The organism is Denitromonas ohlonensis (assembly GCF_007625205.1).
GTDB classification, from domain to species: Bacteria; Pseudomonadota; Gammaproteobacteria; order Burkholderiales; family Rhodocyclaceae; genus Nitrogeniibacter; species Nitrogeniibacter ohlonensis.
This window is the reverse complement of record NZ_VMNI01000005.1, coordinates 146,699-169,702: the sequence shown is the minus strand read 5'-3', so window position 1 is coordinate 169,702 and position 23,004 is coordinate 146,699. Positions and strand designations below refer to the sequence as shown.

Here is a 23,004-nt window from a genome sequence, read left to right as displayed (position 1 = left end):
AACACAAAGTAGTAGCTCACGCCGCGGTGTTAGAATCTCGCCCGACGCCACGACGCCAGTCAAGCGATTCGTGGACGCATCATGGCAGGGGCTGCTTTGCCCGCGGCGCCTGCCTTTCTCTGTGAGGGAGCCCACCATGAGCACAATCAAGCAGGAAGACTTCATCCAGTCCATCGCGGACGCATTCCAGTTCATCAGCTACTACCATCCGCTGGACTACATCCAGGCGCTGGGCGAAGCCTATGAGCGCGAAGAATCGCCCGCCGCGAAAGACGCCATCGCGCAGATTCTCACTAACAGCCGCATGTGCGCCGAAGGGCATCGCCCCATCTGCCAGGACACCGGTATCGCGGTGGTCTTTCTCAAAGTGGGCATGAATGTGCGCTGGGACAGCACGCTGAGCGTCCAGGAGATGGTCAACGAAGGCGTGCGTCGCGCCTACACCGACCCCGACAACAAGCTGCGCGCCTCGGTCCTGCTCGACCCCGCCGGTGCCCGCAAGAACAGCAAGGACAACACCCCGGCCGTGGTGCACTACGAAATCGTGCCGGGCGACACCGTCGACATCACCTGTGCGGCCAAGGGCGGCGGCTCGGAGAACAAATCGAAGCTGGTCATGCTCAACCCCTCCGACTCCATCGTCGACTGGGTCCTCAAGACGCTCCCGACCATGGGCGCCGGCTGGTGCCCGCCGGGCATCCTCGGCATCGGCATTGGCGGCACGCCTGAAAAAGCCATGCTGCTGGCCAAAGAATCGCTGATGGGCCATGTCGATATTCAAGAACTCCAGGCCCGCGCCGCCAAGGGCGACACCCTGAGCCGCGTCGAAGAGCTGCGCCTCGAGCTCTTCGACAAGGTTAACGCGCTGGGCATCGGCGCCCAGGGCCTGGGCGGCCTCACCACCGTGCTCGACGTCAAGATTCTCGACTACCCGACCCACGCCGCCTCGCTACCGGTTGCGATGATCCCCAACTGTGCCGCCACCCGTCATGTGCATTTCGAGCTCGACGGCTCCGGCCCCGCCCACCTGCAGGCACCCCGCCTCGAAGACTGGCCGGCCGTCACCTGGCAGGCGGATACCGAAGTCGCCACCCGCGTCGACCTCAACAGCCTCACCACCGAACAAGTATCTTCGTGGAAGCCGGGTCAGGTCCTGCTGCTCAACGGCAAGATGCTCACCGGCCGCGACGCCGCCCACAAGCGCATCGCCGACATGCTCGCCAAGGGCGAGAAGCTGCCGGTCGACTTCACCAACCGCGTCATCTACTACGTCGGCCCGGTCGACCCGGTGCGCGACGAAGTCGTCGGCCCGGCCGGCCCCACCACCGCCACGCGCATGGACGGCTTCACCCGCATGATGCTCGAAAAAACCGGCCTCATCGCCATGGTCGGCAAAGCCGAACGCGGCCCCGTGGCCATCGAAGCCATCAAGGACAACAAGGCCGCTTACCTCATGGCCGTCGGCGGCTCCGCCTACCTCGTCTCCAAGGCCATCAAGGCCTCCAAGGTCGTAGGCTTTGCGGACCTCGGCATGGAAGCCATCTACGAGTTCGACGTGGTCGATATGCCGGTCACCGTCGCGGTCGATGCCTCGGGCGAGTCGGTTCACAAAACCGGCCCGAAGCTGTGGCAGGCCAAGATCGGCAAAATCCCGGTCGTGACCAGCTGATCGCCACAGACGACACGCAGACAAAAATGCCCGGCATATGCCGGGCATTTTTCTTGAGCCGCGCGCCGCGCGCGCCCAACCACGCTGGCATGGTCAGCGCCCCGCCGGGGCCGACTCCGCCACGCGCTCCGCGGCTGCATCCACCTTGTCGCGATAGGTTTCCAGCAGGTTTTCCAGGCGCACCCGACCAATGCCGGTAAAGGGCTCGCCCTCCCCCAATATATCGAACACGCCCTTGTGCTGGTAAGCGATGAGCAGCTCATCCGCGACACCCACCAGCTCGCCGTTGTGCGCCCGGCAGGTCGCCAGCGCCGCGTCGATATCGCGCAAACCGGCCTCAGCCGTTCGCCGTCCGGCCACCTGGGTGTTCAACTCGGTGCGCACCGCGGCCAGCAGTTCCCGGGTTTCCGTCAGGGCGGATTCAACTGTCGTCAATTTACCCTCCAGCGTCCCTTTGTCCTGCCGCAGACGCGACGCCGACGCCGCCGCTGCATCACGACGACCCAGCGCCTCATCCAGCGCGGCCTGTAATTCGGCTTGCCGGGCCCGCGCCGCTTCGGCGTCGGCCTTGGCAGCATCCGCGGTTTGCTGCGCATCGCGTGCCGCCTGCATGGCTTGGCGCACCTGCAGGCGCAGCTGGCGCAATTGAGCATCAGCCGAACTCTGGGCGACCACCGGACCCGCACACATTACGAGGCACATCGAAAGAAGAAGTCGTCGCAACATCATCCCATGCCTCAGAACTTGACCGCGAGGTCGAGTTGGAGGGTGTCGACGCCGAATTGCTCCCCGCGCAGCAAGGTCGGACTATCCACTGTCTTGGCTGAGCTGTACTTCAGGCCGAGTGAGGTCCGGTTGTCGAGTCCATAAGCGAAACTAAGCGTGTAACCCTTCATGTTGGTGCCCCCGAGACCGAAATCGGAATCCGTGAAGGCGTCCACGACCGAGTCCGAGCCGACGTTGCGGTAGGTGATCGACGCATTCCAATCGCCGACTTCCTTGATCGATGGCATGCCAACCGCCAAGCGCAGCAGATAAGCGCGGTCACTGCCGTCGCTCATGCGCAGGCCGGTGCGGCGGAAAATTTCGTCGCGATCAAACGCCAGGTTCTTGACGTATTCGGCGGAAACCATCACATGCACTGGGTCGAAGCTGGCCAGATCCGCGGTGGCGGTCAGGACCAGCGGCTTGAACTTCGAAGCAAGACCCCAGATCGGATTGCTGCCGGATTGCGCCGGAAACGCGGTGCCGTCGAGGCTGCTGTTCGTAGTGAACAAAGTATTGCCCTTGGCACGCAACCCCGTTTCATAACCATACTGGCCGTATGACGCACCGGCGCCAACCCCCAGCGTGTAAGCGTTGTCGACGCGTCCCTCGATGTTCTGGTAGTCATACTGGGCCACGCCAAAGCGAAAGCGCACGTCCTCCGCCGCCCGCAGGTTCAGACCGAACTGCACGCCCTGCAACGAACGGTCCTCGCGCTGCCCCGGCGTTTCGGGACGCAGCGGGAACCAGCCTGCCGTCACGAACGGGCTGATCCGACCGCCCTTGAACGGGTAGCTGGCAGTTGCGGCGACCCCCTCGAAATTCAGGTCGTCGTCCCACACCAGATCCGTGGCAAACCAAGGATTGGGGATGCGCCCGCCCGACAGCTTGAGCCACTCGAAGGGGGCGTAGTTGATATAGGCCCGGTCGAGCACGAAGCTGTACTTGTTGAGGTTCTGGCCCAGCGTCTGGTTGGTGGACACCCGGTCGCCGGTGCTGCCGGTCGCCATTCGCACCCCGGCGCTCACGCTGTTCGACAGCCGCGCCAGCACGCCCAGCCGCGCCCGCACCCGCCAACGATTGACGTCATCGGTCACATTACCGATCGCCGTTCCATTGTCTGATACGTCCGCCGCACCCGCATTGCGGGTGACATACGGTGCGCCACTGCCGGACACCGCGGGTATGCCAGTCCCGGGGGTGATGCCAAGCGCATTCGCATAGTTCGATGCAGAGGTATTGTCGTCTGCGTAGCGGTCCGACTGGAAGCGCAGCCGCACATCGCCTTCCCACTGAATTCGAGACACCCATTCCGGAATGGCGTTCGGTGCAGCCCAGCGGTCTTCCCTGGCCTCGGCCAGCACCTCTTGCTTGATCTCATCGCGGATCTGGTCACGCACAATCTGCGGCACATACGGAATCCGGAGGGCGCCGGCGGACGGCACCTCGGCTGCCTTGCGCGCCACGTCCTGCGCGGCACGGCGCTGGGCTTCCTGCACCATGGCGTCGGCTTGCTCACGCTTGAGCACGCCGTTTTCGACCAGCACATCGATCAAGCGCATGGTGGTGTGCTGCAGCGCCTCGAGCGACTGCCGCTCATCGGCGAGCACGGTCGAACTGCCAAGCGCCAGGGCGATCGCGAAAGTGAGTGTTTTCATCGGGGTCATGGCAAATGTCGTCAAGGCTTAGCCGGTCACCCGATTGGTGATCCGGACGGAAATGGGTTGGGGGAGTTTTTCCGGCGGCGACTCGGATACGGGCGGCAGATCCGTCAAGGCCGTCCGCAGCTTCGTGTCCATCTCGGCGCTGCCGGTACTATCGATGAGCTCGGCGCGGCGGATCGACCCGTCGCCCGCCAGCCAGACGCGCAGCTTGACGCGGTAGTCCATCCGCTTGATCTCCGATCGACGCGCCAGCGCTTGCTGCAGATGGCGCTGCAGCATCCGGCTGTAGAAGGCGTATTGCATGGCGTTGTTGCCGCCGCCGATATCGCCCCCGATGTAATCCTGAGATACCTCACCCGAGGCAAACGGGCTCGGCCCATCACCCGCCTCGCCTTCCATCTTGATCTGCTCGGCATCCTGCGGTTTCGGCGTGTCCACCGGCTTGGGCGCATCCAGCTTGGCCTGCTTGGGCACGTCCTTCGGCTCCGGCCTGGGCTGTTCCTTGGGCGGCGGAGGCGGGGGCGGCGGCGGCGTGTCAGGGAGGATGGTGATCTTCGTGACCTGGCGCGCCGGGCGCTGGGCGTCGCCGCCCAGGCCCTGCACCAGCAGCACCGCGCCGCCAATCAACGCAGCCACCACCACCGCCAGACCGAGCTGGCGCGCATGACGACGCCACGGCGCCTCGAAGAGCTCGTCTTCGGCCAGACCACTCATGTGCCGATCCGCGCCGTGATCAGGCCGAGGCCGTCGATCTGCAGGCGATTGACCAGGTCGACCACCTCGATCACCTTGGCGTACTGGGTCGCCGGGTCGCCCTTGACCATCACCGCCAGCTTGGGGTCACGCGCCTTCGCCGACAGCAGCTGGGCTTCCAGTTCGGCCGGCGTCACGCCCACGCCGTTGATCATGAAGCGCCCCTCGGGCGAGATCTGCACGATCTTGGTCTCGTGTTTTTCCTCGCTCGGTGTGTTGCTCGGCTTGGGCAGGTTCATGGTCAGCCCCTGCACCGAGGCGGTGGTCATGATGATGAACACCACCAGCAGCACGTAGGCCAGATCGAGCATTGGCGTGACGTTGATCGAGTCGTAGGGTTCGGTGTCGTTCTGGATCTGCATTTACTGAATCCGTTTGGTGACGAGGCCGATTTCGGTGATGCCCAGCCGCTTGCACACCTCCAGCGCCAGCATCACCTTTTCGTACTGCGCGCTGGCGTCGCCCTTGAGCACGATCGGCAGCGCCGGGTTGAGCGCCTTCATCTGCGCCAGACGGGTTTCCAGCTGCGCCATGTCGACCGGGTAGGCATCGAGAAACACATCGCCGTCGCGGGTGATGGTGATGGCGCGGGTCTGCGGTTTGGCGAGGTTGTTGGCCGCGGTGGTCTGCGGCGCCTCGACCTTGATACCCTGCACCGAAGCGGTGGTCAGGATGATGAACACCACCAGCAGCACATACGCCAGATCAAGCATCGGCGTGACGTTGATGTCGTCGTAAGGCTGGTTGTCCTCGCGGATATCACCGGACATGCGCGATCACCGGTCGTACACTTCGGCGATACGGGTGACAAACTCATCGACGAAGATGTGCATGTCCGCCGAGATGTTCTTGATCCGTCCGGCCAGGTAGTTGTAACCAAACAGCGCCGGAATCGCCACGGCCAGGCCGGCCACCGTGGCCAGCAGCGCGGCGGCAATACCCGGTGCGATGGCGTTCACGTTCACATCGCCGGCCGCCGCAATCGCCGCAAAGGTAATCATCACCCCCACCACCGTGCCGAGCAGACCGAGAAAGGGGCCGCCCGAAATGGCAATGGTCAGCAGCACCATCTTGTCATTAAGACGGTGCGATTCACGCACCAGGTCGGCATCCACCGAGGCCTTGATGGCATTGAGCGAAGCGCCGGTCAGATGACTGCGACCGTCCTCCACCCGCTTGTTCACTTCACGCACCCCCGCCGAATACAGCCGGAACAGCGACGAATGCGCATGCGTCTTGCCCTGCGCGATCGACAGAAAATCGTCTTTCGCCTCGCGGAAATGATGCAAAAAGACGCGATTGTGGCGATCCACCTTGGCCACGAACTGCGCCTTGGCCACCATCACCAGCAAGGCGATGGCGAACATCACCATCAGGATGATGATCACCACCCAGGCGTCGACCGTCAGGTTATCGACCAGCACCCCAAAGTAGGAATGCCCGCCCTCCTCGGCCACCTCGCCGCTGTCTTCAACCACACGCAGCAAACGCCCCTCGGGCCCCTGCGCCGCCACCGCCAGTTTCACCCAGTCGGCACTGCGCACCGCCGTGCTGATCTGCAACTCGTCGAGCAGGCCGGCAAAGCCCTCGCCGATGCGCACCGGCGCCTGCAGCAAGGGCAGTTGCGCCTCGCCCGCGGCCACATGCTGGCCATCGACATAGAACACCACCTTGCCGCCGCCGACGCTCAGCGCCACGTGATGCCATGCGCCAGCCGACACGCCGCCACCCGTCGCCTCGCCGTCGGGCGTGCGCAGCACCAGCGTGCCATCAACCAGATCCAGCCGGACGCCATCCTGCTGGTACAGCGTCCCGCTCGTCACGCCCTCGTCGGGGCGCAACCACAGCGACAGCGTCATGCCGCGCGAGCCATCCAGCGCCAGCGACGCCGACGGCGCGAGCTCCATCACCTGTGTGCCGTCGAATCGGGCGCTGGCGCCGAGCAGGCCCGCCTTCTCGATCGCCACCGTTCCGGCAGCCACGTTGGCGTTCTTGCTCGAATCCACCGGCGGTGCATCGGCCTGCCCAAAGTGGAATACCGCCGCCGTGCTGGCGTCGTAGCTACCGGCCGCGTCCTGCTCGCCGGGCGCGCCCACATTGCCGAAATAGACAAACACCTTCTGATCGGCCATCTGCGGCGCCACCTGCGGCACCTGCACCCAGGCCAGCGCCAGCTCGTCGGTGCCGTCATAACGTTCGATATGAAACTTGAGCGGCGTCAGATCATCCGCCGCCATGAAACGCAGATCGCTGCCGTCGAGCTTGGCGCCGAGAAAATCAAAGTTGCCGCTGTGCAGTCGCACCGGCACCGTCACCATCGACGCCGCCGGCACTGCAACGCCGGTCTCGGCGGTGGTGTCGATGACCACCGCGCGCCGCGCGGTCCAGGCTTCATTCCACCAGGCGTGTGCGCTAACCGGCAGGGCCAGCGCGAGGACGAGGGCAAACAGTTTCTTCATGGCAATTCGGGCTCCAGACTCAGCCCGTCATGATGGTGATGGCGTGTTAAGCGGACGGTAGCCCGGCGCGCCCCGGCGGTAGTCCGAAAGAACTACCGCCGGGAACGATCCGCAGGCAAGCGGTCAACCCGCCGAGCTACTCCTTACACTCGCCGCGTTGACGTGCCTCGTCATCGCAGGGCGCTCCCATCGCCAACACCTCGACCGTCAGCAAGGACGCGTCCCCGGACGGCCCGGCGGCCGGCGGGTCATTTTCGAGCGCGGCATTGGCCGCATCCACGGCATCGGTCGAATTCGACGATGCGGGCGCGACGGCAGGCGCTGCGGGTGGCGGCGCGGAGGCCGAACTGGACAGGCTGCCGCCCACCGAGATGTTGTCGGCACCGATGATCTGCTGCGCGCCGATTTCCAGGTTGCCACTGACCCGGATCCCGGCATCGCCCGCATCGACAACACCATTGGGCGCATACAGCCTGACCGGCGCATTGCGAACCGTCGGCGTTTTCTTGAGTGTGGCTATTCCGCCGCCCGACACACTGGCTGACACATCGAGTTCAAAACTGTCGCCCTTAGGCAGAAGCGTCGGCTGCGGAGTCGCCGCCGCCGTCTTCGGCGAACTACCGCCGTCGATGTCCGCCAGCGTACTCCAGGCCTGGATAGCACCACCGCCAAGCGTAAAGACCCGGGACGGCCCCACCTCCACGCTGTCGCGCGCGACGATATCGACGTTGCCCTTGCCGATTGCCACCACGCCGGTGCGCGTCGGATCTCCCGCGACACCGCCCGGCACCCCCACGTTCACCGCGCCATTAGGTGCGATCAATGCAATCGCGGAGGCGTGCTCTTGCTGCTCGGGGAGCAGTCCGGCCGAAGCAAGCGAATAGACACTCTCAACGTCCTGCACCGTCTTGAATTGGCTGAGGAAACCCTCGATATTCCCTTCTCCACCCGCAGGGAAGGTCGACGCCAGCACCTGGAAGCCCGCGGCATAGCCACCGGCCCCGGCCCCCAACGCGTCACCCATGCGGCCGGTATAGCGCAGCGACGCGAAGAGGATTTCGTTGAGCACCGGACGCTGCTGCTGGAAGAAAGCCTCGCGGTCGGCGCCGGGCAAGGCGGCAAACGCAGCCTCGGCAGCGGACTGATCCATACCGGGGTTGCCGGTCTCTGACCGCATGTGGCTCAACAAGGCGTCGTCATAGCGCCCAAACAACACCTGCAGTTCCGCCCGGCTGATGTCGCGGCGCGTGTTCAGCGTGGCATTGTCAGTGTCCGCCAACAAGGCCTCTAGCGAGCCACCGCCGAGAATACCCAGCATGGTGCGATCAAACAGGTCGGTGCCGGCCGTATCGCCCGGGCGAGCGCTGGCAATGAGCGCGGCATAATCCGCTGCACGGGTTCCCGCCAGTACATCGATCGCCGCCGACAGTTCCGGCAGATACGCGTTATCGACATTGCCGCGGGAGACAATCCCCAGACTGTTACCGAGGTCCACATCGCCACCCGCGGTGACGGCCAACCGGCCCGGACCGTTGACGATCATGCCAACTGTCGATGTACTCTCCAGCGCCCCGGTCGAGGGGTTGAGCTTGGGCGAGAAGACCACATCGCCCAGCGCCGTCACCGTCGACACCTGGTCCAGGCGGCCGTGCGTTGAAACGAAGCCGAAGTCTTTCACGTCGCCGCCCGAATACACCGCCACCGGCAGGGCCGACACCAGCGCCGGGGTAGCGCCGCCCGTGCGATGATCCGGGCCGATGACATCGCCCTGCGCGGACACCACCGCGACTTCACGCGTGCTGGTGAGGGCCACAGGCTGTGGCGCGGCAGCCCCCACCAGGAAGGACGCATTGTTGCTCACCGGGCGCACCGGGAGGGCAATGCTGTCCGAATCCAGGCTGGACAGCGTCAGCGTTCCGGTGAAAACGATATCCTCATTCGCCAGCAGACTGACAGCCGTCAGCGCGCTCGGCAACAAGGTGCCACCGGCAATCTCGATGTCGCCTGCGGGCGCCGACAACCAAAGTTGCGCCGGACCGAAGCTAAAGCTACCGAGCGAGATTCCGCCGACTAACGCATTGATGTGCAACGCCGATGCGGCACCGTAGGTCGAAAAATACGTTCCGGTCGCACTGCCTTCGAGCGTCGGGTTGAAGACATCCTTCAGGATCACATCCCCGCGCGCCGACACCTGGAAGCGGGCATCTCCCATCGCAACTCGAACCGCCTCGCTCGCCGCGGTCGACCCGACATCGCGGCCGGCATCGATTCGCGCCTCGCCTGCACCCGCGTATAGGGTGCTCCCGATCACATCGCGCCCGGCGACCACCGTGAGGTCACCGCCGCCGGTGACGCGCAGGTTTTCTGTGCTGGCCAGGTCGCCGATTGCCCCTTCGATACGCCCGGCGGTAGCCGTCGCCAGGACCACATTGCGCACATCCTGGCCCACGCTCACATGCAAGTCGCCACCGCCCAGCGTCGCCACGCCCTGACCGAAATTGTCAGGCTGAACAAACCAGGTCGGGTTGCTCGCCGTCGGCCCGTCGGCGTAGATGCGCCCGTCCCCGTCTATGCTGCCTTGCCGCTTGAGCCAGGCCGATACATCCTGCACCGCGCTGCCTACCGCCGTCAGGCTGCCGCCAGCGCGAATCCGGACATCGCCGCCATCACGGCCGAAGCTGTCGCGGGCCCGGCTCAGACGCGCATCGTCGCGAAAATCGGTCGCCCCGACGTCCATCGTGCCGACGGTGTATACCGCCGCCGTGCTGCCACCGAGTACCACGTCGCCTTGCGCCGCCATGTCGATCTGAGCGGCGCCGGTACGAACCACCGCATCACGGGCCACCGTCACGCGGCCACTGCCGAAGGGGTCCGCCGCCATCACGCCCATCGGGTCGGCGGCAGTGCCATCGGCGCCGGCCACCACCCGGATCGCCCACGAGGGCGTTCCGGCCAACGCAAATTCACTCTGGCTGTCGGGCCGGAAGGCACCGCTGGTCGCCGACGAAACATAGCGACGGGTCTTGCCGTCCAGCACGCTCTTGTTGATGTTCACGTTGCCAGCCGCGACCAGGGTCAGCATGCCGGCGTGATTGCCCGACTGCCACACCGGCAGGATGCCGGTGCCAATGTTGCCGAACGGACTGCTCGATACCGCCACATTGCCAAAGTCGAGCACGTCGTCCACCCGCAGATCGCCACTGCTACGCACCTGAAGTTCGGCACGCGCGCCCACGTTGGCAACGCCCGCCAGACCGAGCGAGGCGATCATCGCGTCGGCATGGCCGATGAAGCGCTGGGTCGACGCAAACACGCGATAGCGCCCGGCATCCGGGTTACCGAGCGACCACACCTGATTCCCCAGCGCGGTGGCCTGAGCCGCCGTCAATGCCCGGTTGGCGCCGTAACTGCGCTGCGTGCCAAATGAACTGACGGCCAGTTTGACCGCTGATTCAGGCGTCGCCGCCTGCCCCGCCGCACCGGCGGCCTGAGATACCACCCGGGCCGCATCGACCAGATCGGTCGTCGTACCGCTCAGGAACGTCTCAGCGGCAGTTCCTGCCCCAAAACCATGCTGCGCGAGCACCGCGCGCGCAGAGGCCAGCGCCGCGGCATCGCTGCTCCCGGCGATCAGCGAGGTTTCCAGATCGCTGCGCACAGCGGCGGCCGCCGCAGCGGAGGTGCCGAGTTGTTCGAGCCCGGCCGCCAAGACCGCTGCCACGCTCCGCTCCGTCCTGTTTGCGCCACCGGCGACCCCACGAAATGCCTGATCGATGGCGCGACCGGCCGCAACCTGGAGCTCGACGTTACCCGCCGCATCGCCCACCAGATCGCCCAGCAAGGCGCCCAACCAGCTGCCGCCATCGATCCGGGCCAGTGCCTCGAAATCGTCGCCGGCGGTCGCGCCCAGCAGTGCCCGTCCGAACACCGCCACCGCCTCCCGGCCGACGACCCGCGCCGTGGTCGGCACGCCGGCGCCTGCGATCGCATCATTGGTCAATTCAAACAAACCGCCCAGATTGAGCGTGCTGGCGCTGTTGTTGCCGCTGATCACGATGCGGCTCGCGTTCTCGCGCGCATAGCCGACCACGTCCACCGCACCGGCACCGACAATCTCCATGACGCGGGTGTCGATGGCGTCCATCGCCACGCTGATGCCATCCGCACCCCGCGGCGCCGACAGCATCACGTCTCCACCAGCACCGTTCACGCTGCTCACATCGACCCGCCCGCGCTGGAGCATCAGTCGCGCAGTGGCAGCGCTACCGTCACTGGCCGACACGCCCAGCTCGATACGACCGCCGTCGCCGGCCGTGCCGGCCCCGCCATCGCCTTGACCCGTGGCCAGCAACTGGGCGCCATCGACGTTCAACACGCCGCTGCCGGCGCGGTTGCCGCCGTTGGCATACACGCGGATGGCACCGCCCTTGTCGCCCGAGGCATCCAGCACGCCATGCAGATCGATCCGGCCGTCGTCGGCAAACAGTCCGATATCTTGCGACGCGATGCGATCCGACGCCCCAAGCCTCATGTCGCCGGCACGCACCCGCACATTGACCGCACGGGTGAAGTCTGCCGACTGTTGGGCCAGACCCGACAGGCTACCGGCGCCTCCCCCCAACTGCGCCACATCGACAGCCAGCGCGCCACCCAGTGGCGCAAGGTCTGCGGTTGCCGACACCCCGGCCTTCAGTTCGCCGGCAAGACGCAGCTCGCCCTGAGTCGCCGTCAAAGTGACCTCACCGGCGTCGGCACCACCCGGTGCCGAGACATCCATCCGGCCGCCGGATCCGACCACGACATCACCGGCACTCGCCTGCAACTCGACATGACCGGCCGAGAAGGCCGCCGTCTGCGGCCCCAACGCAACCTCGACACCGGCCGCCGACACAACGCCGGGCCGGGTCGGATCGACGCTGTCGATCACCACATCACCCGAGCGCGCGGTCAACACCACCTCGCCCGCGCGGGCTTCGACACGGCCGCTCACATCGATCTGCTCGGCGTTCAAGGCCAGCCGGCCACCGACACCGGCCGCCTCGGCCGGCGCGTCACCGCTTGAGGCCACGGTCAATGTCTGGCCGACATCCAGCGTGGTATCAGCGCCGGTGGCTACCGTCATCCGGCCGGTCGTCACGGCCAGTTGCCCGTCCACGACATGGCGGCCCTCGCCCTGCCCGATCACTTCGGTGCTGGCGGACCAGGTGTTCTGGGCTGCCCCACCAAAGCTGAAGACGCCGCTCGCCGGGGTGTCGCCAAGCACGATCCGCTCGGCACTGATGTTCAGCTGGCTGCCCGCATCGGCATTCACCGAGGCGGCCACCGCCGTGCCGGTGTGCATCAAGGTCACGGACTTCGCCAGGATGTTCTGCTGGGCCCCGGCCGCATCACGCGTCACGACACCGGCCGCGTCGATTACCAGCGCGTCCAGCGTGCTCGCGCCGATTGTCGCCGCACCATAGAGATCGACCGTCGAGTAGCTGCGCAGGGCGAGGACCGAAGCGTCGCCCAGTTCGGCCAGCGCCGACGCATCGAGCACCAGCCCGGTAGTGCCCGCAGGCACCTGGCCAAAACCCAGGCGGCTGGCCGAGAAGGTCACCGTGCCGCCCGCCTCGGTCAGATCAAACTGCCGATTGCCAGCATCGACCCCGTCCAGGCGCACGCTGCCCGTCGCGTCGCTGGTGATGCTGCGTCCGGCCAGTGTCGCGTTCCGACCGATGACCAGCGACCCCGAACTACCGCTTGGCGTGTCGCGCTGCACCGTCACACCGCCGCCGGAAGATACATGCAAGAGCGCACCGTCGGCGGCTGCACCGCTGCCCGCCACCACCAGGGTCTGGGAGGTCGTCGTGGCACCCGCCGTCGCCTCGATGCGGGAACCGGCCTCGACGGTCAGGCTATCCCGTGCTGCGAGGATGATCTCCGGCGCCTTGAGCGCATCGCCGTCACGAGTATCAACCCGCACATGGCTCGCCCCGCCGCCTGCCGCATCGGTAGCGATCTGCCAGGTGACCATCGTGGCGTCGTCGCCGACCACGCGCTCGCGGGTAGCCCCGAGCAGCAAGCTCTCGGCATTCAGACGCGCCAGCAATTCCGGGCTCAGCACCACCTCGCCGGCCTGCGCCGGTCGGCCGTCGGCGAGCACGGCCAAGCGGTCGGCGGTCAGGTCGATCTGGCTGCCACGTCCGCCCGCCCCCTTGTTGGCTCGCACGATGCCGGTCACGTCGAGCTGGCTGCCCGCCTGCAAGGCGAGCCGGCCGGCGTCGGCCACCGAGCCGCCGGCGGTCGGGAAAAAGCTGCTGGCAACGCTCTCGAGATACTCTGAGCGCAGGCGGACATCCCGCCCGCTCAACACCTCGAGCCCCACTGTGCGGCTGTCGAATACGGCTCCGCCGGCCACCTTCTCGCCAAAGCGCGCCGCGACCACCGCGATACCGTCCGTACCGACAAACCCGCCACTCGGTGACAGATCCGCCATGTCATCGCGGATGCGAATCGTATAGGCCCCGTCGGCCAGGCCGTAGCGTGCGGGCAGCAAGGTATAGTCGCCCGCCGGCAAGCCGTTGGCACCACCCAGGATGCGCACGATCTGGCCGACCTGGACCGGGCTGTCCGACCAGGTGTCGGCCGCATACGGCGCCGCACCGCTACCGATCGCCGGCACCAGCGCATAGGTGCCCGCGCTGCCGGCCAACAGATCGGTCGAACCGCCCCGACCAGCGATGAACTCCCACGCCTGCAGATCCCCGCCGCCAGACACATCGAGCAGCGCCCCCTGCCCGATGTCGATCTGATCGCCCAACAGCGCGATGCGCTTGTCTGGCGCCGTCTCGAGCGGCTTGAGTTCGGCGCCGGTATCGAACACCCATTCGCGCCCCGCGACCTGCGTCTGCCCGTACGGAACCGTCAAGCCATCCGCGCTCACCGAAGTCACGCTGCCATCGACCAGTTCGACCCGCCCACCCACGACCGGCGTGCTCGTCCGGTCACCCAGTGTCGTCCCGCTATCGGTCAACAGGCCGCTGTTCAGGCTAAGTTCGCCGAACGGCGCACGCAGGCGGCCCGCCTGCACGATATGGGGTGCGATCAGACTCAGGCTGCCGAGCGCCGACCAAGGCGTCCGGTCGGCGCCAATCGCCGCGATGGTCAGCGTCCCCAGCGGGTTGTTGCGCAACTCGACGGAGAAGTCCGAGCCGGAGGTCGGGTAGATGACGCCCGCCGCCAGCGTGAGATCGCCGTTGGTCGCCAGGCGCCCGACATAGTCGCCGCCGGTGTCCTGCCCCGACAAGCGCAGTTCGTGCGTCGCGGCCAGCCGCGTCTGCCCGAATCCGCTCACGGCGACGACGCCGCGCACATCGATTTCGTCGGCCTGCAGCAGCAGCGAGGCGCTACCGGTAGCGCCGGTCGGCGCCTTGGGCGATTTGCGCAAGGCGCTGTTATCGCTCTGCGTCACGGCAATCGACGCCGCCGACAGCGCAACGGTCGAGGCCGCGTCGCCCACGAGATTCGGCGCCTCCAGTCGCAGCCGACCGGGCAGCGCCAGTGTCGTATCCCCCTCGAAGGCGATGGTGTCCGTGCTGGCCAGGCGCAGGTCCTGGAAACCACCGGCTGCCAGTTTGGCGCTATCGATCCGCGCCCGCCCCAGGTGCGACGCACTGGGCACCACGGCCCCGGCGGCAATGGCGTCCGCGCCAGCGCTACCGCCCGTGGCCAGCACCAGCGTACGAGCCGGATTCGGGTCGCCGGCGAAACTCTCGCCAACCACGCCGAACCACTGGCCCTGGGACGACAACGCCAGGGACAATTCGCCCCCGGCCACGCCGGGCTGTCCGGCCCGGGCGCTCAGGTTACCGTCGAGCAACATGCCCTCGCGCGCCGAAACCGCAATGGCGCCGCCCGCGCTGCCTACCACCTGATTGCGTGCCACACCGCCAAACGGCGAGACGATGTCCAGCACACCAACGGCGCCGTCGGCCACCAGGGCGGCTCCCGACTGCATCACCACGTAGCCGCGGCCGGCATCGATCGCGATACGGCCGCCGCCCAGCACCTGCCCCTCATTCCAGCGCGAACCCGGTGTCGCCACCGTCACACCTGACACATCGATCCGGGCCTGCTGGCCGAGATGGATGTTATCGGCCGGATTCAGACGGTCGCGGTTGGTCAGATCGGGGACCACTGGCGCCGTGCTCAGCGACACCTGCCCACCCGGCGCCTGCAAACGGCCGTCGACCGACAGGCGTGCCGCCGCGTCGAGCGTGATGCGCCCGCCGGGAGACATCACGATCTGGCTGCCCTGGGACATCGCGATCATGCCGACCGCCGAGGCGTCCGAGGAAATCGTCATCGCACCCGGACCGCCGACGAACGCGGTGTCGCGGCGCAGGCTTGCCGCGCTCAGCGTGCGTGCGCTGGCGCTCAGTTGCTGCTGCGGTGAAATGGCCAACACCCAGGGCACCGGCGCGATGCTGGCACCCGCGACGATGTCCACCCGCGTCTTGCCGGTGAGCAGGAAGTCGCTGAAGCCGCCCAGGCCAAAGAAACTGTCGTCGAGCCGCAGCGTCCCGACACTCGTGCCGCCGGCCGACACAGATGCCGGCGCCAGCTGCAACGCCGACGCGTCGATCGCCAGGGTGCCGCCATGACCGCTATCTACGCCGTCGAAGCTTGCGCTCGCGTACGCGGTCAGCGATGACTGCGAGCCCAGAACCATGGCACGGCTCGGCGTTGCGCCATCGCCGAAACTGCCGGTCGACAGCGCGATGTGACCACCGTCGCCGGTCTTGACCGCCCCGTTCGCCACCCGCCAGGCACCGGCAGAGGCATCAAGCGCCCCGTTGACTGTCAGATCGGCGTTCGAGTCCAGCCGGATCGTGCCGCCATCGACCGCCACCGCGGCCGGCGACACCGCCGCCGGCGGGCTCAGTCGGTCATTGGTCCAGATACCGGCGGTCGACAGCCGGGCGCCCGAGCCCACCGAGATCCCGTTGTCCTCCGGGCGCTGACTCTGGTCGGCAGCCGGATTCACGGTACTCAGCAGAATCTCACCGGCGGGCAGATGGACCTGCGCCCCCGCGACACCGCCCTGCGCACCCTCCACACGGATCTCCCGCGCCGTGACGCTCAGGCGGCTGCCCACCATCCCGTCGACAACCGTACCCGCCGCCAGCGTGAACGCGCCCCGCCCGGCCAGCAGCAACTGATTGAAGCCACCGCCGTGCAACAGGCCTGACGACAGATACAAGGTATCGGCCGCCCGCGCACTCGCCGCCGGCACGGCACCGGTCAACACGATGTCGCCAACCGCACCGCTGGCCGCGGCATCGGCCAGATTGGCGCGCAATTCCAGTGCCCCGCCTTGCGGCGCCGCCGTTCCGGTCCAGCCCAATCGCCCGGTCTGCACCAGGTTCGCCCGCGTCAGCGGATTGCCGACGTATTGCTCGATGCGGGTGCGGACGCGCTCACGCTCAAGCACCTGGCTTTCGATCCGCTCGATGAACGCATTGGCGTCAGCGGCTTCACCGGCGTAGGACCAATCGAACCAGCGGCTGCTGGACGCGGTGGACGTCCGCTGCTCGATGCCGCGCACCGTGCTGGCCCGCATCTGGCCATCAAGCGAGACATCCTGGCCACTGACGACCACCCGGCCGGCATCGCTGCCCACCACGCGATCGACGGTCTGCTGCAGCACCGTGCGGGTCTCGCCGGTGTAGCGCACATCCGCCCGCGCGTTTTCCACCGCAACCCATGGCCCGGCCTCGGTCTTCAGATACGTCTTGGGCGTCAACTGCGCGCCATCCGAGGTGTAGGTCACACTACCGCCCGACACATCGAACGATGCGTCCTTCGCCAGACTGACGCTGCCCTCCGACTGCACCGCGATCGTCCCGCCAGCGGTCGACAACTCCGCCACGCTGCGCTCGATGCCCTTGCGATAGCCGGAGATGTCCGCCAGCGGGGTAGCGCCATTGTCCACATCGAAGCCCTTGACGACATCGATCGACACCGTCTTGCCATACAGTGGGCGCCCCTCCGCGGTGTCGCGCTGCAAAGGCGAGTCCTTAAGCTCATCCCCGCGCAGCTCGACTTCGACCACATCCCGGTTGCCGGCCACCTTGACGTCGCGCAGACCGGACACATCGATACTGGCCTGATCGCTCAGGCGAATGGCCGCCGTCTTCGCATCATCGGCATCGACGACACCGCCTGGCCCGCGATCGGCCAGCGCGGTCAGCGTGACACTGCCCGCCGTGGCGGAAATGCGCGCCTGCCCCTGCAGGTCGATGGTCTTGCCGACAATATCGACTTCGCTGCGATTGAACGCCGCATCGTCGCGCAGGGTATCGGCGCTCGCAGCCTCCGGATCGATCGCGGTGGTGCTGGTCGCGCCGAGCACCACGGCACCGCTGTGGTTTTGCGCGGTCAGCGCGCCGGTGGCCCCCTCGACACTGCCCCGCGCCTGCAGGTAAATCGAGCCGTTCAAAGTGACCGAGGTGGTCGCCCGTGCCAGCCCCTGCTGCGAGACATTGAGGCCGGCCAGAGTGATGTTGCCGCGTTCGGCCAGTAGATCACCCGCGGTATCGTTGGTCACCGAGCCGGCACCGGTCACTTCGACCAGCACGCCGCGCAAGCGGCTGTCGATAGAGTCGGCGATATACAGCTTTTCACCCGCGGCCAGGATAGTCTGCCCCTCCGGCGTCGATATCTCGCCGGCGTTGGTCACGTTCGGCGCGGCAATCAGCACGCGGCCGTTCTTCGCCGCGACAATGCGCGCGCCCTGCTCGACCCGGATGTCGCCGGCTACGCCATCCTTGGCCAATGCCGCCTCGCCATAGGTGTAGGTGCGCGCCACCGCGTCGTAGCCCGACAAGGCCGACAGCGACTGCTCGATCAGTTTGTCGTTGATCTTCAGGGTCGAGGCCACCAGGCCACCCACATCCACCCGCGCCCCCGGCCCGAACAGGATGCCCGCCTGGTTGAACAGATACACCTGCCCGTTGGCCTGCAGGCTGCCGTAGATGTCGCTGCGCGGCCCGCCCGGCAGCACCACGTTGATCGCGCGGGACTGCGCCGTCGGCTGCTCGAAGCGCACCGTGTGCCCTTGCCCGATATCAAAGTTCTGCCATTGCATGACCACCGGCGCCTGCGAGGTCTGCTGGATGGTCATGGTCGTGCCGTTGACCGTCGGTAGATTGGCCGTACCCGGAGAGTCAGCACGTACAAAAGTCGGCGCCGGCGTGGGTAGATTCGCCCCCGCCAAGGCGCCACCACCGAGCAGGGCCAGGGCGCCGGCGACCGCTGCACGCACGCCGCTGGCGCCTTTCGGACACGACGACAGATGCTCTGCCACCGGGATCCGGAAACCCAGACGACGACTTAAGACAAGACGATATCGATCGCGATTCATGACTTTCTCCCGGTCGCGGGCGCGCCATGTGCGCGGCCCACGCACACTGCTCAGAATTCGTACTTCACCCGGATCAGCGCCTGGCTATCGCCATCACCGGTCCGCTTGGGGCCATCCGCCCCCGCGTGGAACACATGGGCCCAGGCCAGTTCGGCCTTGAGGCCGCGCCCCTCGCCAACGCGTAGCCCAAGCCCGGCGCTGGACAGCACGGCAGAGGCATCCTGCCCCGCCAGGGTGTCCTGGGTTTCCAGATGGGCCCAGTCATAGAAAGAGAACGCGGTCACCGGATACCGCTCGGCAATCACCCACAGGGCGGGTGTTGCCAGCTCCGACGACCACTTCAGCCCGTCATCGCCCTGGCGTTCGCCCTCCAGGTAGCCGCGGACCGAGTCCATGCCGCCGGCGGAGAACTGCTCGGTATTGACCAGCGGCCCACTCGCCCGCTGCACATCAATCCGCGACTTGCCAACCCAGCCGGCGCCGAACGGTCGCGTGTATTCCAGATCGAGACGCAACACGCTGAAGGTCGGCTCGGCACCGGGTCGCCGGCACTCGAACTGGTCCACCGTCACGCCGTTGCAGTCAATGTCCTTGCGGTTGAGTCCGTCGAGACCGAACGAGAAGCCCGCCCCCAGGCGCCACATTCCCGGCCCGCGCTGCCAGCCGGCGTTGTACTGGACCACCGGGGTCCAGTACTTGATCGGCTGGCTCAGCGAGAAGCCGCCCCCCAGTTCGGTGCGCTGCGCGTTGTCCTTGTAGTCGGCGCCAAGGCTCAGGGAATGGAAGAAGCCGGGCAACGCGGGCAAGGGCCGGATCCAGCGAAAACCCATGGTGTCGCCGTTGCCGATCGACTGCGTGTCGAAAGCGGTCGGCACATCGCTGGTCGAGCGTGCGAAGAAACCGGCCACGGTCGCCTCACCAAGCGGCGCGGCGTAGTTGACGCCCCATACTTCGACGTCATCCCGGTTCGTTGGCGACACAAAATAGTTAATACCGATCGAGTGGCGGCGCTGCCACAGGTTGTCATAGCGCACCGCGCCCTCGAGGCGGCCGGCATCGGTGTCGGCGCTCTTCTTGCTGTTCAGCTCGAGGCTACCGTGCAACGGCGACTGGTCGTCCATCGCCAGCTCCACCTCGATCGACCCCGGTCGCGCCGAGGGGCGCAACAAGGGGTTGATGCGCAAGTCCGGATTACGCCCGAGGCGGGTCAGGTCCTCCTGCACATCATTGAAATTGGGGACTTCACCTCTCGCCATCGAAGGCGTCTGCTCGCGCACTTTGCTCGGCAGCGTGTACTCCGCCCCGCTGACCTTCAGTCGCTCCACACGCCCCTCCACGACCTGCAAGCGCACCAGGCCGCCATCGACCTTCTGCTGCGGCACCTCGACGGTCACCGTCAGATAGCCCGCGTCATGGTAGGCACGCTCCAGCGCATCGCGCGCGGCATTCACCGCCGCCACGCCGCCGCCCGGCCCGAGCTGCGGATACACCGCCCGCTCGATCGCCAGCGTCGGCAACACCGTGTTGCCTTCAACGACAAATTCCAGCACGTCGAAGCCGCCTTCCTGCGCGGAGACAACCGAAGCGCCGAGAAAACACAGCGCAGCACACAGGCAACGCAAGCAAAAACGAATCATGTCGAGAGAGAGTTTCATCGGTTGGTTCAGGCCACGCATCGGGGTGCATCAAAGGAAATCAGCCCCCTACACGACAAAATGCCGCGAGCCCGTTGCCGGGCCCGCGGACCATCGAACAGCCCGGCTTTCGCCGGGCCGGTCGCAAGCAACGCTTAGAACTTCTTCAGCGGAGCGCAGGAGTTGGCCAAGCGGGTGTGGCGCGCCACCAGGGTCGGCTGGGCCACGGCATCGCCGATCTGCGGCAGGGTGGCGAAGGCGTTCGGCACCGTGGTGAAGGTGCCCGTGGTGTCGCCCGTGTAGGTGGTCGAACCGGCGCGGCGGACCATCTCGCTGAACACCGCCTTTTTCACGCCGGTGAGGCCGGCATGCTGCATCGACAGCTCGAGCACGAAGTCATACGCCCCCGACACCAGGTTGGCCTTGCTCGGCGCCACGCCGGTAGCACCGACCGAGGCGGTATTGGTGGCGAGGTTGTAGGTGCCCGCACCGTCCAGCATGCGGAAGGCCCAACCCGATTCCTTGCCATAGCTGTCGGCCGACAGCACACCGATCGCCCGGTAGGGCTTGGTGCCGTTCTGGAACTTCACGGTGTACCAGAAGCCGTCGGCCCCCTTGGCCGTGTGCTCGGTGCGACCGTTGGCGGCCTTCAGGCAGTTGCGCACATCACCCGAACCGGAGTTCTCGATCACGACCTTGCCGGTGGCCAGGCTCGGGTCGATTTCAAAGGGGCTGGCTTCGGAGCCGTCGCCGTTGCCGTTGAAAGCGGCGAAATCGCTATCGAACACACCGGCGATCGGCGTCGTGGCGTTGCTGGCGCTACCGCACGGGAAATTGTTGAAGTACATGTTGTACGAGGCCTGGGTGCCCGAGCCCGGTACGCGACGGCAGACCACCACATTGTCTTCAGCAGCGCCGTCATTCAGCGAGGCCGAGAACTGCCCCCAGGTCTCGTACTTGCCCGACAGCAGGTTGCCGTAGCCGACACGCGACAAGTGGGTGGTGGCCGGGATGGAGTTGGTGGCCACGATGCCGAACATCAACTGGTTCACCGGCTGCACTTCGGCAAACAGGTTGGCCGGGGTCTCGGCACCGTCGCTCGGCACGTTCACGCCGAGGCCGACGAACATCGCCGGTTCAACGTCGGACACGCCCATGTCGGGTACCAGGCCGCCCACACCGGCTTGATCGTCACCCATCAGCTTGCAGGTCTTGGCAACCAGGTCGCAGTCGTTCAGGTCCATGGTGCGGATGTTGAGCTGCTGGCCGACCGGGCCCACGCCGCGCTCGGAGCCCCCCTCGGAACGCTTGATAATGGCCAGCTTGGTGCCGTTGGCCACGCCCGGGATGTTGTTGGCTTCGCCAACAAAAGCGTTGTAGTTACCGTTGATGCTGTTGTCGCCATTGACGCCACGGTACTGCACGGCGCCGGTCAGGACCGAGGTGGAGATATCGGCCATGAACTTGTCCGGGGCCGAAGCGCCGGAGAAGAAGATGACGGTGTGGCCGTTGATGGCCGAGGCGGCCTGGGCACCGATGGCGGCCGCGGCGAGCGCGCAACCGAGCGCAATTTGCTTGATTTTCATGATGACTATCCTTTAGATCAAAACGGGATCAGATGGAACGACGGCGGGCGATGGCGCCGACCAGACCCAGGCCAGCCAGCAGCATGGCGTAGGTCTCGGGCTCCGGCACGGCCGGCACGGCGGCGATCTGCAGGTGGTAACCGTCCTGCGCCAGGTAGGTCGAGGCCTGGAGGGCGTCGCCATTGAGCGTGAAAGCTTTGGCTTCGGCAGCGACCGTGTTGTTGCCGTAGAGCACGGCCACGGCGATGGCCTCACCCAGACCAGCATTGAAGCTCAGGCCCGGGTAGAGCGTGGCGTTACCCCAGGCGGCCGAACCGGCATAGGCCACACCATCGGCCGCGGTCGTCACAACAGCGTCGTCGGTGGCGTTGGTACCGGCCATCTTGCCGTTCACCGCATTGACATAGCCAACAAAGGTGTTGCCGACGTCGTCAAAGATGCCACCCGACAGCGCGCCCAGCGGGCTGCCAAAAGAAGCCAGATGCACATCCAGCCCCACCGAGTTGCCGGCGAAGAGGTTGAACTTGACGTCGTTGGCGCCGCCAGTGGCGTTCAGGAAAGCATCAAAGCCAGTGATCTTCATGTCGAAGACCACGCCATTGACACCCGCCACTTTCGATTCGATCGAGGCCGGGCCGGTCAGCGAGGCGGTCTGCTTGGGGTTGGCGTCGATGATATTGAGCAGCTTGGCGTCGCTCACGGCCGACAGAAAGCCGCTGTGCTCAACGTCCCAAGTGAAGCCGGTTTGAGCCGTATCGCTCCAGGCGGAGAACACGAGCTCCGACTGAGCGCTGGCAATCGGCGTGGCGCCAATGTTTGCGTTCTGAATATCGGCGTGTGCCACACCGGTCATGGCGACGGCGGCAGCGGCCACCAGCGCTTTCATTTTGAAGTTCATGCTCTAACACTCCTTGCGTTGAATCGGGTTTGGTCGGGAGGGGTCCCGGCTCCATGTCGAAGCCGAATGCATTGTCTCGGTCGCGTTTTACGCCCGGGCACCGCGCCAAAGCGCATTTGGTAGGCTGATTGAACTACTGCGATGGGCCGAGCGACCGACACATGAATTC

General features: G+C 66.3%; 11 protein-coding genes. 1 reads left to right on the top strand and 10 read right to left on the bottom strand.

Annotated elements, in window-relative coordinates:
* The first annotated feature begins 136 nt into the window (after nt 1-136).
* The gene (locus FHP89_RS05480; protein WP_144179573.1) at nt 137-1,669 is read left to right on the top strand and encodes a fumarate hydratase; all 1,533 of its coding nucleotides are present in this window, start codon (nt 137-139) and stop codon (nt 1,667-1,669) included.
* 93 nt (nt 1,670-1,762) lie between these two features.
* Here FHP89_RS05480 and FHP89_RS05475 read toward each other — a convergent pair whose 3' ends face one another.
* The 10 genes from FHP89_RS05475 to FHP89_RS21150 form a co-directional block, all read right to left on the bottom strand.
* On the bottom strand, nt 1,763-2,359 hold the full coding sequence (locus FHP89_RS05475; protein WP_144224965.1) for a hypothetical protein: 597 nt from the start codon (nt 2,357-2,359) through the stop codon (nt 1,763-1,765).
* 47 nt (nt 2,360-2,406) lie between these two features.
* Nucleotides 2,407-4,101: a putative porin gene (locus tag FHP89_RS05470; protein WP_222105319.1), complete on the bottom strand. Its 1,695-nt coding sequence runs from the start codon at nt 4,099-4,101 to the stop codon at nt 2,407-2,409.
* An 18-nt stretch (nt 4,102-4,119) separates the two neighbouring features.
* Nucleotides 4,120-4,812: an energy transducer TonB family protein gene (locus FHP89_RS05465; protein WP_144179571.1), complete on the bottom strand. Its 693-nt coding sequence runs from the start codon at nt 4,810-4,812 to the stop codon at nt 4,120-4,122.
* Nucleotides 4,809-5,213: an ExbD/TolR family protein gene (locus tag FHP89_RS05460; RefSeq protein WP_144179570.1), complete on the bottom strand. Its 405-nt coding sequence runs from the start codon at nt 5,211-5,213 to the stop codon at nt 4,809-4,811. Before FHP89_RS05460 ends, FHP89_RS05465 begins: the two co-directional genes overlap by 4 nt.
* Entirely contained in the window at nt 5,214-5,621 is a 408-nt protein-coding gene (locus FHP89_RS05455) for an ExbD/TolR family protein (protein ID WP_144179569.1), read from the bottom strand.
* 6 nt (nt 5,622-5,627) lie between these two features.
* On the bottom strand, nt 5,628-7,310 hold the full coding sequence (locus FHP89_RS05450; RefSeq protein ID WP_144179568.1) for a DUF2341 domain-containing protein: 1,683 nt from the start codon (nt 7,308-7,310) through the stop codon (nt 5,628-5,630).
* A 136-nt stretch (nt 7,311-7,446) separates the two neighbouring features.
* On the bottom strand, nt 7,447-18,717 hold the full coding sequence (locus FHP89_RS05445) for a two-partner secretion domain-containing protein (RefSeq protein ID WP_144179567.1): 11,271 nt from the start codon (nt 18,715-18,717) through the stop codon (nt 7,447-7,449).
* Between the two features lie 50 nt (nt 18,718-18,767).
* Entirely contained in the window at nt 18,768-20,372 is a 1,605-nt protein-coding gene (locus FHP89_RS05440; RefSeq protein ID WP_186300397.1) for a ShlB/FhaC/HecB family hemolysin secretion/activation protein, read from the bottom strand.
* Nucleotides 20,373-20,506: 134 nt separating this feature from the next.
* Entirely contained in the window at nt 20,507-21,937 is a 1,431-nt protein-coding gene (locus FHP89_RS05435) for a hypothetical protein (RefSeq protein ID WP_144179565.1), read from the bottom strand.
* Nucleotides 21,938-21,965: 28 nt separating this feature from the next.
* Nucleotides 21,966-22,835 (bottom strand): PEP-CTERM sorting domain-containing protein, encoded by an 870-nt coding sequence (locus tag FHP89_RS21150; protein WP_260851482.1) that lies wholly within the window; start codon nt 22,833-22,835, stop codon nt 21,966-21,968.
* Nucleotides 22,836-23,004 lie beyond the last annotated feature (169 nt).

Excerpts from the sequence above, each read along its gene's own strand:
- FHP89_RS05470 (WP_222105319.1), bottom strand. The coding sequence starts at position 4,101 with ATGACCCCGATGAAAACACTCACTTTCGCGATCGCCCTGGCGCTTGGC.
- FHP89_RS05460 (WP_144179570.1), bottom strand. The coding sequence starts at position 5,213 with ATGCAGATCCAGAACGACACCGAACCCTACGACTCGATCAACGTCACG.
- FHP89_RS05450 (WP_144179568.1), bottom strand. The coding sequence starts at position 7,310 with ATGAAGAAACTGTTTGCCCTCGTCCTCGCGCTGGCCCTGCCGGTTAGC.
- FHP89_RS05445 (WP_144179567.1), bottom strand. The coding sequence starts at position 18,717 with ATGAATCGCGATCGATATCGTCTTGTCTTAAGTCGTCGTCTGGGTTTC.
- FHP89_RS05440 (WP_186300397.1), bottom strand. The coding sequence starts at position 20,372 with ATGAAACTCTCTCTCGACATGATTCGTTTTTGCTTGCGTTGCCTGTGT.
- FHP89_RS21150 (WP_260851482.1), bottom strand. The coding sequence starts at position 22,835 with ATGAACTTCAAAATGAAAGCGCTGGTGGCCGCTGCCGCCGTCGCCATG.
- FHP89_RS05475 (WP_144224965.1), bottom strand. The coding sequence starts at position 2,359 with ATGTGTGCGGGTCCGGTGGTCGCCCAGAGTTCGGCTGATGCTCAATTG.
- FHP89_RS05480 (WP_144179573.1), top strand. The coding sequence starts at position 137 with ATGAGCACAATCAAGCAGGAAGACTTCATCCAGTCCATCGCGGACGCA.
- FHP89_RS05455 (WP_144179569.1), bottom strand. The coding sequence starts at position 5,621 with ATGTCCGGTGATATCCGCGAGGACAACCAGCCTTACGACGACATCAAC.
- FHP89_RS05465 (WP_144179571.1), bottom strand. The coding sequence starts at position 4,812 with ATGAGTGGTCTGGCCGAAGACGAGCTCTTCGAGGCGCCGTGGCGTCGT.
- FHP89_RS05435 (WP_144179565.1), bottom strand. The coding sequence starts at position 21,937 with ATGAAAATCAAGCAAATTGCGCTCGGTTGCGCGCTCGCCGCGGCCGCC.